Genomic DNA, 12,705 nt, shown 5'->3' with positions numbered 1-12,705 from the left:
GGTGGCGGGGCCGTTGTGCAGCTCCGCTGCCTGTGCGCGCGTAGTACCCCAGTCGGGGTGAATCGCGCGCACGGGCGGCGCAGCCGCGGCTACAGGTCGGGCAGGCCGAAGTCGAGGTTCGGGACCTGCAGCCCGCCGTCCACCTCGAGCACCTTGCCGGTCAGGTACGACCCGGCGGGTGAGCACAGATACAGCACGGCCGCGGACGCGTCCTCCGGGTCCCCGATCCTCTGTAGTGGCGTCGCGTTCTCCATCGTGGTCTTGATCGTCTCGTTCTGTGCGACCACCTCGAGCGCTGAGGTCAGCACCGACCCGAGGGAGACGCAGTTGACCCGGATCCGCGGTGACAGGTCGGCAGCGGCGAGGCGCGTGTAGTGCGCGACCGCGGCCTTCGCGGTGCCGTAGGCGGCGTATCCGCGTCCGCCGACCCGGCCGACCACCGACGACACGTTGACGATCGCGCCGGCGCCCGCGGTCTCCAGGATGTGCGGCACCGCGGCCCGGACCAGCGCGTGCGCGGTGGAGACGTTGAAGTGGAACGCCTCCTCGAGCTGGCGGGGCTTGGTCTGCAGCAGGGGAGTGGGCATTGCCCCGCCGACGTTGTTGACCACGATGTCGAGGCGGCCGAACACCTCGCGGGCGGTCTCGGCGAGGCCGGCGACGGCGTCGAGATCCGCCAGGTCCGCGGCGACCACGTGGGCCCGGCGGCCGGTGGCCCGTACCCGCTGCGCGACCTCCTCGAGCTGGTCCTCGCTGCGCGCGGCGAGCAGCACGTCGGCCCCGGCCTCGGCGAGCGCGACAGCGGAGGCCGCGCCCACCCCTCGGCCCGCACCGGTGACCACGGCCACCTGATCGGTCACCAGGAACCTGTCGAGAATCATCTTCTCTCCCGTCGTCGCGTCGCGGCGGTGTGTCACGCCGGGCGCAGCCTACGGCCCCGACCACCGTTCGCGGGGCCGGATAAGGCAGGATGAGGAGGTCATCTGTGGCCGCACCGGCCGGGGTGGCCGATTCATGCTGGCCGCAGGCGCCTACTATGGCCCGCCGGAGAAGAGGAGAGCCATGACCGAACCCGCCCCGACCGATTCCGCGCCCCGACGTGCAGGCTTCAAGCGTGTCCTGCTCAAGCTCGGTGGCGAGATGTTCGGTGGCGGCGAGGTCGGTCTCGACCCCGACGTGGTGCAGACCGTGGCGCGCCAGATCGCGAAGGTCGTCGAGACCGGTGTGCAGGTTGCGGTCGTGATCGGTGGCGGCAATTTCTTCCGCGGCGCCGAGTTGCAGCAGCGGGGCATGGACCGGGCGCGCTCCGACTACATGGGCATGCTCGGCACGGTCATGAACTGCCTTGCGCTGCAAGACTTCCTGGAGAAGGAAGGCATCGACACTCGCGTGCAGACCGCCATCACGATGGGTCAGGTCGCGGAGCCGTACCTGCCGCTGCGTGCCGTCCGTCACCTCGAGAAGGGGCGGGTCGTCATCTTCGGTGCCGGCATGGGCATGCCGTACTTCTCCACCGACACCACGGCCGCGCAGCGTGCCCTCGAGATCGGCGCCGAGGTGGTCCTGATGGCCAAGGCCGTCGACGGCGTCTACAGCGCCGACCCGCGCGTGGATCCGGCGGCGACCATGTACACCGAGATCAGCCACCGCGAGGTCATCGAACAGGGCCTCCAGGTTGCCGATGCGACGGCGTTCAGCCTGTGCATGGACAACCAGATGCCGATGATGGTGTTCAACCTGCTCACCGAGGGGAACATCGCACGTGCGGTGGCCGGTGAGAAGATCGGAACACTCGTCAAGTCATGAACCATCCCACCGCACCCGCCGAGCCTGGAGGAACACCGTGATTGATGAAGCTCTCTTCGACGCCGAGGAGAAGATGGAGAAGGCCGTCGCGGTGGCCAAGGAGGACCTCGGCGGTATCCGCACCGGTCGCGCGAACCCGGGCATGTTCAACCGGATCCACATCGAGTACTACGGCTCGGTCACCCCGATCACCCAGCTGGCGAGCATCAACGTGCCCGAGGCTCGGATGGTCATCATCAAGCCGTACGAGGCCGCGCAGCTCGGGCCGATCGAGACCGCGATCCGCAACTCGGACCTGGGCCTCAACCCCAGCAACGACGGCAGCATCATCCGGATCTCGGTGCCGCAGCTCACCGAGGAGCGCCGCCGCGAGTTCGTCAAGCAGGCGAAGGGCAAGGGCGAGGACGCGAAGGTCTCGATCCGCAACGTGCGACGCAAGACGATGGACGAGCTGTCCCGGATCCAGAAGGACGGCGAGGCGGGCGAGGACGAGGTCGGTCGGGCCGAGAAGGAGCTCGACAAGACCACGGCCAAGTACGTCGCGCACATCGACGAGTTGGTCAAGCACAAGGAAGCCGAATTGCTGGAGGTATAGGCAGTGCCGACTGAAGGCACAGGGGCAGGCGGCTCGCCGCCGGCCCCCGCAGGCGCCGCGACGACCTCGAAGGCCGGGCGCAACCTGCCCGCCGCGATCGCGGTCGGCGGTGGGCTCGGCGCACTGTTGATCGTCACGCTGATCTTCGCGTCACGGTTCTGGTTCGTGATCGTCGCGGCCGCGATGGCGGTGGCGACCTGGGAGGTCGCCAAGCGCCTGCGCGAGTCGGGCATCCTGGTGCCGAGGATCCCGCTGATCCTCGGGGGCCAGGCGATCATCTGGCTCGGCTGGCCGTACGGCACGACCGGTGTGCTCGCCGGTTTCGCGGGCACGGTACTGGTGTGCATGGTGTGGCGACTGGTCGAACAGGGGCTCGACGCCGCCCCGCGCAACTACCTGCGCGACGTCGCGATCACCGTGTTCGTTGCCGCCTGGATTCCGCTGCTGGCCTCCTTCGCGACCCTGATGGTGTTGCAGGACAAGGGCGCCGACCGGGTGTTCGTCCTGATGATCGGGGTGGTCTGCTCCGACGTCGGCGGGTACGCGGCCGGGGTGCTGTTCGGCAAGCACCCGATGGCGCCCGCGATCAGCCCGAAGAAATCCTGGGAGGGCCTGGGCGGTTCGCTGCTGTTCTGCGTGATCGGGTCGGTGCTCACCGTCACGCTGCTGCTCGACGCCGCGTGGTGGAAGGGCGTGCCGCTCGGCATCCTGCTGGTGGTCGTCGCGACCCTGGGCGACCTGGTCGAGTCGCAGGTCAAACGCGACCTCGAGATCAAGGACATGGGCACCCTGCTGCCCGGTCACGGCGGGATCATGGACCGGCTGGATTCGCTGTTGCCGTCGGCATTCGTGACCTGGCTGGTACTGACCGCGCTGCTGTAGTGCCCCGCGAACGCAGTGGTGCCGGGCCGATCCCGAGCCCGAACATCTGGCATTGGCCGGACATCTACGAGACGGAGAACCGCGCGCAGGACGTCGACGGAGTGGTCTTCGGCGCCCTGCGTGCGCTCGCCGACTGGTCGGGTCGGGACGTGCTCGACGTCGGCTGTGGCACCGGGTTTCACCTGCCGGTGTTCGCGCGCGACGCTCGCAGCGTGACCGGGGTCGAGCCGCACCCGCCGCTCGTCGCGCGCGCCCGCGACCGGATGCGCGAGGCCGGGTTGGCGGTGGAGGTGGTCGCCGGATCGGCCGAACGGATCCCACTACCCGACGACAGTGTCGACGTGGTGCACGCGCGCACCGCGTACTTCTTCGGTTCCGGTTGCGGGCCCGGAATTCTCGAGGCCATGCGGGTCCTGCGACCGGGCGGCGTGCTGGCGGTCGTCGACCTGGACGCGACCGTCGGCGACTACGGCGACTGGATGCGCGCCGACCTGCCGCACTACGATCCGACGGCGGTGGAGGCCTTCTTCGGCGCCCAGGGCTTCGAGCTGACGCGGGTGCGCACCCGGTGGGAGTTCGACAGTCGGGAGGACCTGCGCGCCGTGCTCGGGATCGAGTTCAGCGGCAAGATCGCGCAGCGTGCCTACGAGCAGACTCCCGGGCTGGCGCTGGAGGTCGGCTACCGAATCCACACCAGACGTGCGCCCGCCGGGCTGCTGTTGCCGTGAGAGAACGGTCGCCGCTCGGTGCCGTCGTCAGGGCTGACCTGCCCGCGCCTTCCTGGCCACACGCCTGATCTGCAGGATCCGGACCCCACCGGCGAGGGCCATGACCAGCGCCCCGGCGATCGCGGCGAGCAGCACCACGATGCCCAGCGGTACGGAGAAGTCCCACAGGAACACCTTGAGCGTCACCCTGTCGAGGTTCTGCAGGATGAACACCAACAGCAGGACGAGCACCAGCACGCCGATGACGAGACCGGTCCAGGTCACGGCGGCGCGGGTGCGCTCGATCTCGACCTGCGGGGCGGTCGGCCGGGTGTCCGGAGCGTGCGCGGCAGGCTCGCCCGCGTCCGACTCGGGGAGGTCGTCGCGGGGTCCCTCGGAGGTCGCCATGCCACGATCATCACGCACGATGTGTGTGATTGCACGCTCACATTCGCATGTCGCGGCGGTTCGATGGGACACTGGATGACACTATGGCCGTTTCAGTCCCGCTCGTGTTCAATGCCCCGCGCCGCGGCATGCCTCCGACCCACCTCGCCGACCTCGACTCCGAGGGCCGTCGTGCGGCGGTCCAGGAGCTCGGCCTGCCCGGGTTCCGTGCCGACCAGTTGGCCCGTCAGTACTACGGCCGGCTCGAGGCCGACGCCGACAAGATGACCGATCTGCCCGCGTCGGTGCGTGAGAAGGTCGGCGAGGCGCTCTTCCCGACGCTGCTCACCCCGGTCAAGCACGTGGCCTGCGACGACGGCACCACCCGCAAGACGCTGTGGAAGGCGAACGACGGCACGCTGCTCGAGAGCGTGCTGATGCGTTACCCGGACCGCGCGACCCTGTGCATCTCCAGCCAGGCCGGCTGCGGCATGGCCTGTCCGTTCTGCGCCACCGGTCAGGCGGGACTGACCCGGAACCTGTCGACCGCCGAGATCGTGGACCAGGTGCGGTCCGCGGCCGCGGCGATGCGTGACGGTGAGATGGCCGGCGTCAGCGCCGATGGTCGCTCCGCCGGCTCCGCTCCGGGCCGGCTGTCGAACGTGGTGTTCATGGGCATGGGCGAGCCGCTGGCGAACTACAAGCGGGTGGTCGACGCGGTCCGCAAGATCACCGCGCCCGCGCCCGACGGCCTCGGCCTGTCGCAGCGCTCGGTCACCGTGTCGACGGTGGGGCTGGCGCCCGCGATCCGCAAGCTGGCCGACGAGGGACTGTCCGTCACGCTGGCCGTGTCGTTGCACACCCCCGACGACGAACTGCGCGACACCCTGGTCCCGGTGAACAACCGCTGGTCGGTGGCCGAGGTGCTCGACGCGGCCAAGTACTACGCCGACCAGACCGGTCGTCGGGTGTCGATCGAGTACGCATTGATCCGCGACGTGAACGACCAGCCGTGGCGGGCCGACATGCTCGGCAAGAAGCTGCACAAGGCACTCGGCTCCCGGGTCCACGTGAATCTGATCCCGCTGAACCCGACACCGGGCAGCGAGTGGGACGCCAGCCCCAAGCCGGTGGAGCGCGAGTTCGTGCGCCGCGTCATCGCACAGGGCGTCTCGTGCACGGTCCGCGACACCCGCGGTCAGGAGATCGCCGCGGCCTGCGGGCAGCTGGCCGCCGAGAACTGATCCCGCCGGATTTCTCTCACACTCTGTGAGCTGTGTGCGCGAATCCTGCCGCGGCGCGCGCAGAGTGTGAGTCGGCTCCGAAACGACAACGGCCGCGCTGCTCCGAAGGGGAGCGGCGCGGCCGTTGCCGAAAGTGCTTGTCTACCGCGGCTTGCGGCGACGGATGATGTCGCGCACCAACATGAACACGATGAACAGTGCGAGGCCGCCGAGCCAGAGGTCCTCGACCTTGCCCTCGTGGTTGCCCTTCATGTACACGACCAGGAACACGGCGAAGAACCAGCCGAGGAACCTGAACAGTCGCGGCGCCTCGCCACTCCAGCCCCAGGCAGCGGACGGTACTTCTGCGGTGTCGACGTGTGCGGCGACGAGGGGCTCGTTCACGCTGGGGTCCAGCTCGGTGGCCACGGTCGATCCTCCTGCTCGTGCGGGTGTGCGTTGTGTCTGCATATCGTGGCATACGACCGCCTGTCGTACCTAGCTGGGTCGGCGGTCGGCGATCCGGCCGGGTTTCGCCCGGACAGCGGCGGGAATTGCGCCCGATCGTCCTCGGACAGAGGACCATCAGGCTGCTCTCAGGTGCCATCGGGAACAATGGACGAGTGGCAGAACCTACGCGCGTGCTCCTGCTCGGCAGCACCGGATCCATCGGCACCCAGGCCCTCGAGGTCATCGCCGCCAACACCGACAAGTTCAGCGTCGTGGGACTCGCGGCCGGCGGCGGGAACGTCGACCTACTGGCCGAGCAGATCCGCGCGACCGGGGTCACCGACGTGGCCGTCGCCGACCCCGCGGCCGCGGCCCGGCTGGACCTTCCCGGGGTGCTCTCCGGCCCCGACGCCGTCACCGAACTCGTCCGGTCGGTCGAGGCGGACGTGGTCCTCAACGCGCTGGTCGGCTCGCTCGGGCTCGCCCCGACCCTGGCCGCGCTCGAGTCCGGCGCCCGGCTGGCCCTGGCGAACAAGGAGTCCCTCGTCGCCGGCGGCCCACTGGTCACCGCGGCCGCGGCCCCCGGCCAGATCGTGCCGGTCGACTCCGAGCACTCGGCGCTGGCGCAGTGCCTGCGCGGCGGCCGCGCGGAGGAGGTGGACCGCCTGGTGCTCACCGCGTCGGGTGGACCGTTCCGCGGCTGGACCGCCGCCGCGCTCGAGTCCGTCACCCCCGAGCAGGCCGGCGCCCATCCGACCTGGTCGATGGGCCCGATGAACACGTTGAACTCGGCGACCCTGGTGAACAAGGGACTCGAGCTGATCGAGACGCACCTGCTGTTCGGCATCGACTACGACCGCATCGACGTGACCGTGCACCCGCAGTCGATCGTGCACTCGATGGCCACCTTCACCGACGGCTCCACCCTCGCCCAGGCCAGCCCGCCGGACATGCGGCTGCCGATCGCATTGGCCCTCGGCTGGCCGGACCGGGTGCCCGGCGCGGCCCACGCCTGCGACTTCTCCACCGCCGCGACCTGGACCTTCGAGCCGCTCGACAACTCGGTCTTCCCGGCTGTGGACCTGGCCCGCGCGGCGGGCACGGCGGGCGGCTGCATGACCGCGGTGTACAACGCCGCCAACGAGGTGGCCGCCCAGTACTTCCTCGACGGCGCCGCGACGTTCCCGTCGATCGTGCGCACTGTCGAGAGGGTCCTCGCCGGTGGTGACGAGTGGTCGGCACCACCGACTACCGTGGACGACGTGCTGGCCGCCGACGGCTGGGCGCGGGCGCGGGCACACGAGCTCGTCGAGCGGAAGGGTTAGACCGACGATGTTGATCATTGGCGTGATCCTCTTCGCACTGGGCATCACGATCTCGATCGCGCTGCACGAGGCCGGTCACATGTGGACTGCCCGCGCACTGGGCATGAAGGTCCGCCGCTACTACATCGGCTTCGGCCCGAAGATCTTCTCGTTCCGTCGCGGCGAGACCGAGTACGGGCTCAAGGCCATCCCGGCGGGCGGGTTCTGCGACATCGCAGGCATGACCCAGCACGACGAGCTCGAGCCCGACGAGGTCGACCGGGCGATGTACAAGCAGAAGACGTGGAAGCGTCTCGTCGTGATGTCCGGCGGCATCGTGATGAACTTCGTGCTCGGCATCGTGCTGGTGTTCGTGCTGGCGATGGGGTGGGGCCTGCCGAACCCGGAGACCCGCGCGGTCGTCAACGGGCTCGTCTGCGTCGCGCCGACGCAGGCACCCAAGGAGCAGGACTTCGCGCTTGCCGAGTGCTCGGGCGTGGGCCCCGCCGAGGCGGCCGGGATCAAGCAGGGCGACGTCATCGTCGCGGTCAACGGCAAGACCACCGAGACGTTCTCGGACGTGGTCGACGCGACGCAGCCGCAGACCGGCACCGTCGACTACACGGTGGAGCGCGACGGCCGGACGCTGGTGATCCCGGTACCGGTCGCGCAGGCCCAGCGGTACGTCAACAACCCGGCCAACACCGACAGCCAGTCGCTGCCACCGGTCTCCAAAAACGTCGGCGCGATCGGCATCGCGGCCCCGCCGTTGCTGGTCAAGTACTCCGCGCTCGACGCGGTACCGGCGACCTTCTCGTTCACCGGCGACATCTTCGGACGCAGCGTGCAGGGCCTGGTCCAGATGCCGGGCAAGGTCGTCGACCTGTGGCATTCCGTCACCGGCGGCGAGCGCGGACTCGACACCCCGGTCAGTGTGGTCGGCGCCTCGGTGATCGGCGGCCAGGCGGCCGAGCACAGCAACTGGGAGACGTTCATCCTGCTGCTGGCGACGCTGAACTTCTTCCTCGGCATCTTCAACCTGCTGCCGCTGCTTCCGCTCGACGGCGGGCACATGGCGGTCGCGATCTACGAGAAGATCCGCAACGCCATCCGCGGCCGCCGCGGCCTGCCGGTCGGAGGCCCGGTCGACTACACGAAGTTGATGCCACTGACCTACGTGGTGATCGTCATCGGCGGCGCGTACATGCTGCTGACACTGACCGCGGACATCGTCAATCCGATCAAGATCTTCTAGCGACGCTAGACTTTTGGTGTGGCTGTCCCGGTTCCGGGAGCCCACGTGAATACGAAAGAAGGCACCCCCGTGACTAGCTCCGTTGGACTGGGCATGCCCGCCGGCCCGGCCGCCGTCCTCGCACCCCGTCGCAAGACCCGGCAGCTCATGGTCGGCAACGTGGGAGTCGGCAGCGAGTCGCCGGTGTCGGTGCAGTCGATGTGCACCACCAAGACCCACGACGTCAATGCGACGCTGCAGCAGATCGCCGAGCTCACCGCGTCCGGCTGCGACATCGTGCGCGTCGCCTGTCCCCGCCAGGAGGACGCCGACGCGCTCGCGACGATTGCGCGCAAGAGCCAGATCCCGGTCATCGCCGACATCCACTTCCAACCGCGGTACATCTTCGCTGCGATCGACGCCGGCTGCGCTGCGGTGCGGGTGAACCCCGGCAACATCAAGGAATTCGACGGCCGCGTCGCGGAGGTCGCCAAGGCCGCGGGCGACGCGGGCATCCCGATCCGGATCGGCGTCAACGCGGGGTCGCTCGACCCGCGACTGATGCAGAAGTACGGCAAGGCAACTCCCGAGGCTCTGGTCGAGTCGGCGCTGTGGGAGGCGAGCCTGTTCGAGGAGCACGGCTTCGGCGACATCAAGATCTCGGTCAAGCACAACGACCCGGTGATCATGGTCGAGGCCTACCGGCAGCTCGCCGCGCAGTGCGACTACCCGCTGCACCTCGGCGTGACCGAGGCCGGTCCGGCCTTCCAGGGCACCATCAAGTCCGCGGTCGCGTTCGGCGCGCTGCTGTCGGAGGGCATCGGCGACACCATTCGCGTCTCGCTGTCCGCCCCGCCGGCCGAGGAGATCAAGGTCGGCACGCAGATCCTGCAGTCGCTGAACCTGCGTCCGCGCAAGCTCGAGATCGTCTCCTGCCCGTCCTGCGGGCGCGCGCAGGTGGACGTGTACACCCTCGCCGAGCAGGTGACCGCCGGGTTGGAGGGCATGGAGATCCCGCTCCGCGTCGCGGTGATGGGCTGCGTGGTCAACGGTCCCGGCGAGGCTCGGGAGGCCGACCTCGGTGTCGCTTCCGGCAACGGCAAGGGGCAGATCTTCGTCAAGGGCAAGGTCATCAAGACCGTGCCGGAGGCGCAGATCGTGGAGACGTTGATCGAGGAAGCGATGCGGATCGCCGAGGAACTCGGTGACGATTCCGACTCGGGCGCACCGGTCGTCACCGTCAGCTGACTCGGCACCGTATCGTGGGCGTCAAGTCCACATCCGACCGACCGCACCCGGGGGTGACTCGGTGCTCAAACTGCTCGGCGCCAGGCAGCTCGGCTCACGTGACCGTGCCGACGTACTGCGTGTGCTCGACGCCGACCCCGTCGCTTCGTGCATGGTGGCGGCCCGCGTCCAGGATCTCGGGGTGGAACCCCGGTCGATCAACGGTGAGCTGTGGAGTCGCGGCGGCCCGGACGAATCGCTCTGCTTCTCGGGCGCGAACATGGTGCCGCTGCGCGGGGGCCTCGGCGACCTGCGCGCATTCGCGGACCGGGCCTGTCGGATCCCGCGGATGTGCTCGTCGCTGGTCGGGCGCGCGGAGCTGACGCTACCGCTGTGGGAGATGCTCGAACCGGACTGGGGGCCGGCCCGGGAGGTGCGCCCGGACCAGCCGCTGCTTGCCCTCGCCGCCCCTCCGGCCATCGAACCCGACCCGTCGGTGCGGCTGGTCCGGATGGACGAACTCGACACCTACCTGGTCGCCGCGATCGCGATGTTCATCGAGGAGGTCGGTGTCGATCCCCGCGCGAACGACGGCGGCCGCGGGTACCGGCGCCGGGTGGCCGGGCTGATCGCGTCGAACCGTGCGTTCGCCAGGTTCGAGGACGGCGAGGTCGTGTTCAAGGCGGAGATCGGATCGGCCTCACGGCAGGTCGGACAGATCCAGGGCGTGTGGGTCGACCCGCGCTACCGGTGTCAGGGCATCGGCGCGGCCGGGACGGCGGCGGTCGCGGCGGCTGTGGTCGCCGGCGGTCGGACCGCGAGCCTGTACGTCAACAGCTTCAACCAACCCGCGCGGCGGACCTACGACCGGATCGGGTTCACGCAGGTGGCGACGTTCGCCACAGTGCTCCTGGACTGACGCGGCTCTGCCGCCCGTGCGGGGTGGGAGTGGAGCCTGCGGAACGACCCGGCGTTCGTAGCACCCCGAGTGGGGTAAACGGCGCTCACAGTTCCTGCGGTGTCTGCGCGGTCGGGTCGCATCGCGCCCCTAGGATGGGCACCAATGATCTCCCGTGTCTCGATCTCCCGTGTCTCCCGCCGTGCCTCCACGTCCCTCGTTCTCGTCGTGACGGCGACGCTCGCCGCCTCCGTCGCGGCCTGCACGCCCAAGCCCGACGGTCCGGAACCGGCTGCGCAACAGTTCTTCTCCGCGCTGGCCGATCGCGACACCGCGAAGGCCGCCGGACTGTCCGATCGGCCGGACGCGGCGAAAGCGGCGCTCGAGTCCGCGTGGACGAACCTCCAAGCACAGTCGTTGACGACCACGCTGGGGTCGGTCCGGGTCAACGGCGACACGGCCACCGTGGGCTACACCTACGAGTGGCACCTGCCCAAGGATCGGGTGTGGACGTACTCCGGCGACCTGCAGATGGGCCGCCGCAACGGGGACTGGGCGGTGCGCTGGAACTCGACCGACCTGCATCCCAAGCTCGGTGACACGCAGACGATGTCGCTGCGGTCGACGCCCGCGCCGCGCGCCCGGGTCAACGAGCGGTCGGGTACGGACGTGCTGGTTCCCGGCACGGTGGAGCGAATCAAGTTGAATGCCAAGCAGGCCGGGAACCTCGGGTCGGTCGCGGCCGCGCTGGCGTCGACGCTCGCACCGTTCGACAAGTCGCTGACCGCGCAGGCGATCGCCGAGTCGGCGTCGACCGCCAAGGGTGACTACCCGGTGGCGACGCTGAGTCAGGACCAGTACGCGCCCGTGGCGGCTGCGTTGCAGGCACTGCCCGGGGTGTCGGTGACCGAGGAGGCTGATCTGCTGCCGACGAATCCCGACTTCGCGCCGGACCTGATCAGTCAGGTCAAGAAGCGGGTGATCGACGAGGTCGACGGCAAGGCCGGCTGGAGCGTGGTCACCGTCAACCAGAACGGCATCGACACCGATGTGCTGACCGACACCAAACCCCAACCGGCGCCGTCGTTCTCGGTGAGCCTGGACCGCAACGTCCAGGTTGCCGCGCAGAACGCTGTCAATGCGCGCGCCGAGCAGGCGATGATGGTGGTGATCGCGCCGTCGACGGGCGCGATCCTGGCGGTTGCGCAGAACAAGGCCGCGGACCGGGACGGTCCGGTCGCGTCGACGGGCCTGTATCCGCCCGGGTCGACGTTCAAGATCATCACCGCCGGCGCCGCCATCGACAACGGGCTCGCGCAGCCGGACTCGATGGTCGGCTGCCCGGGCAGGATCGAGATCGGGGAGCGGTCGGTCCCGAACTACAACGAATTCTCGCTCGGGACGGTCTCGATGAGCACGGCGTTCGCCCGCTCGTGCAACACCACGTTCGCGAAACTCGCCAGCGAGATGAAGGCCGACACACTCACGGTCGCGGCGGCGCGCTACGGCATCGGCCCCGACTACACGATCCCCGGGCTGCCGACCGAGTCCGGATCGGTGCCGCCCGCCTCTGACCTGGTGCAGCGCACCGAGGACGGGTTCGGGCAGGGCAAGGTGGTGGTGAGCACGTTCGGCATGGCGCTGGCTGCGGCCACCGTCGCGCACGGGTCGACGCCGGTGCCGCACCTGATAATGGGGGAGGACACGAAGGTCGAGGGAGCTCATCCGCCGATCACCCCGCAGATGGTCGACGGCCTGCGCGGGATGATGCGCCAGGTGGTCACCAGCGGGACCGCCACCCGAATCGCAGGCGACGGCGAGGTGTACGGCAAGACCGGGGAGGCCGAGGTCGACGGCGGTTCGCACGCCTGGTTCGTCGGCTACCGCGGCGACCTCGCGTTCGCGACGCTGGTGGTGCGGGGCGGGAGCTCCGACAATGCGGTCGCGGTCACCAAGGACATGTTCGACGCGCTGCCGGACGGGTACTGACCG

The 12,705-nt window shown here is 69.4% G+C and carries 13 protein-coding genes; 10 read left to right on the top strand and 3 right to left on the bottom strand.

All coding sequences use genetic code 11. The features are described 5' to 3' along the window. Positions 1-89 precede the first annotated feature (89 nt). Positions 90-881: an SDR family oxidoreductase gene (locus FK531_RS16030; protein ID WP_142101086.1), complete on the bottom strand. Its 792-nt coding sequence runs from the start codon at positions 879-881 to the stop codon at positions 90-92. Between the two features lie 181 nt (positions 882-1,062). Here FK531_RS16030 and pyrH point away from each other — a divergent pair, with 181 nt between their 5' ends. The 4 genes from pyrH to FK531_RS16010 are packed head-to-tail and all read left to right on the top strand — an operon-like array spanning position 1,063 to position 4,011. Then, positions 1,063-1,806 (top strand): UMP kinase, encoded by a 744-nt coding sequence (gene pyrH / locus FK531_RS16025; RefSeq protein ID WP_142101084.1) that lies wholly within the window; start codon positions 1,063-1,065, stop codon positions 1,804-1,806. Positions 1,807-1,843: 37 nt separating this feature from the next. After that, positions 1,844-2,401 (top strand): ribosome recycling factor, encoded by a 558-nt coding sequence (frr, locus tag FK531_RS16020; RefSeq protein WP_142101083.1) that lies wholly within the window; start codon positions 1,844-1,846, stop codon positions 2,399-2,401. Between the two features lie 3 nt (positions 2,402-2,404). Further along, on the top strand, positions 2,405-3,283 hold the full coding sequence (locus FK531_RS16015; RefSeq protein ID WP_142101081.1) for a phosphatidate cytidylyltransferase: 879 nt from the start codon (positions 2,405-2,407) through the stop codon (positions 3,281-3,283). Then, the gene (locus tag FK531_RS16010) at positions 3,283-4,011 is read left to right on the top strand and encodes a class I SAM-dependent methyltransferase (RefSeq protein WP_142101079.1); all 729 of its coding nucleotides are present in this window, start codon (positions 3,283-3,285) and stop codon (positions 4,009-4,011) included. Before FK531_RS16015 ends, FK531_RS16010 begins: the two co-directional genes overlap by 1 nt. 27 nt (positions 4,012-4,038) lie before the next feature. Here FK531_RS16010 and FK531_RS16005 read toward each other — a convergent pair whose 3' ends face one another. Further along, entirely contained in the window at positions 4,039-4,398 is a 360-nt protein-coding gene (locus FK531_RS16005; protein ID WP_142101077.1) for a LapA family protein, read from the bottom strand. 83 nt (positions 4,399-4,481) lie between these two features. On the opposite strand from FK531_RS16005, the gene rlmN reads away from it, so the two are divergent. Beyond that, positions 4,482-5,621: a dual-specificity RNA methyltransferase RlmN gene (gene rlmN / locus FK531_RS16000; RefSeq protein WP_142101076.1), complete on the top strand. Its 1,140-nt coding sequence runs from the start codon at positions 4,482-4,484 to the stop codon at positions 5,619-5,621. Positions 5,622-5,762: 141 nt separating this feature from the next. Here the strand turns inward: rlmN and FK531_RS15995 are convergent, their stop codons facing one another. Further along, complete coding sequence (locus tag FK531_RS15995) at positions 5,763-6,071, bottom strand: DUF2631 domain-containing protein (RefSeq protein WP_142101074.1); 309 nt, start codon at positions 6,069-6,071, stop codon at positions 5,763-5,765. Positions 6,072-6,223: 152 nt separating this feature from the next. Here FK531_RS15995 and dxr point away from each other — a divergent pair, with 152 nt between their 5' ends. The 5 genes from dxr (at position 6,224) to FK531_RS15970 (ending at position 12,702) form a co-directional block, all read left to right on the top strand. Further along, entirely contained in the window at positions 6,224-7,375 is a 1,152-nt protein-coding gene (gene dxr, locus FK531_RS15990) for a 1-deoxy-D-xylulose-5-phosphate reductoisomerase (RefSeq protein WP_142101072.1), read from the top strand. Between the two features lie 7 nt (positions 7,376-7,382). Continuing rightward, on the top strand, positions 7,383-8,609 hold the full coding sequence (locus tag FK531_RS15985; RefSeq protein ID WP_142101070.1) for a M50 family metallopeptidase: 1,227 nt from the start codon (positions 7,383-7,385) through the stop codon (positions 8,607-8,609). A gap of 69 nt (positions 8,610-8,678) precedes the next feature. Continuing rightward, positions 8,679-9,836: a flavodoxin-dependent (E)-4-hydroxy-3-methylbut-2-enyl-diphosphate synthase gene (gene ispG / locus FK531_RS15980; RefSeq protein WP_142101061.1), complete on the top strand. Its 1,158-nt coding sequence runs from the start codon at positions 8,679-8,681 to the stop codon at positions 9,834-9,836. A 61-nt stretch (positions 9,837-9,897) separates the two neighbouring features. Further along, positions 9,898-10,734: a GNAT family N-acetyltransferase gene (locus tag FK531_RS15975; RefSeq protein WP_142101059.1), complete on the top strand. Its 837-nt coding sequence runs from the start codon at positions 9,898-9,900 to the stop codon at positions 10,732-10,734. Between the two features lie 144 nt (positions 10,735-10,878). Beyond that, entirely contained in the window at positions 10,879-12,702 is a 1,824-nt protein-coding gene (locus FK531_RS15970) for a penicillin-binding transpeptidase domain-containing protein (RefSeq protein WP_142101058.1), read from the top strand. Positions 12,703-12,705 lie beyond the last annotated feature (3 nt).

This window comes from Rhodococcus spelaei (assembly GCF_006704125.1).
Lineage (GTDB): Bacteria > Actinomycetota > Actinomycetes > Mycobacteriales > Mycobacteriaceae > Rhodococcus_G > Rhodococcus_G spelaei.
This window is presented reverse-complemented; position numbering and strand designations above follow the sequence as displayed.

Excerpts from the sequence above, each read along its gene's own strand:
- FK531_RS16005 (WP_142101077.1), bottom strand. The coding sequence starts at position 4,398 with ATGGCGACCTCCGAGGGACCCCGCGACGACCTCCCCGAGTCGGACGCG.
- pyrH (WP_142101084.1), top strand. The coding sequence starts at position 1,063 with ATGACCGAACCCGCCCCGACCGATTCCGCGCCCCGACGTGCAGGCTTC.
- rlmN (WP_142101076.1), top strand. The coding sequence starts at position 4,482 with ATGGCCGTTTCAGTCCCGCTCGTGTTCAATGCCCCGCGCCGCGGCATG.
- FK531_RS15970 (WP_142101058.1), top strand. The coding sequence starts at position 10,879 with ATGATCTCCCGTGTCTCGATCTCCCGTGTCTCCCGCCGTGCCTCCACG.
- FK531_RS16030 (WP_142101086.1), bottom strand. The coding sequence starts at position 881 with ATGATTCTCGACAGGTTCCTGGTGACCGATCAGGTGGCCGTGGTCACC.
- FK531_RS15995 (WP_142101074.1), bottom strand. The coding sequence starts at position 6,071 with ATGCAGACACAACGCACACCCGCACGAGCAGGAGGATCGACCGTGGCC.
- FK531_RS15985 (WP_142101070.1), top strand. The coding sequence starts at position 7,383 with ATGTTGATCATTGGCGTGATCCTCTTCGCACTGGGCATCACGATCTCG.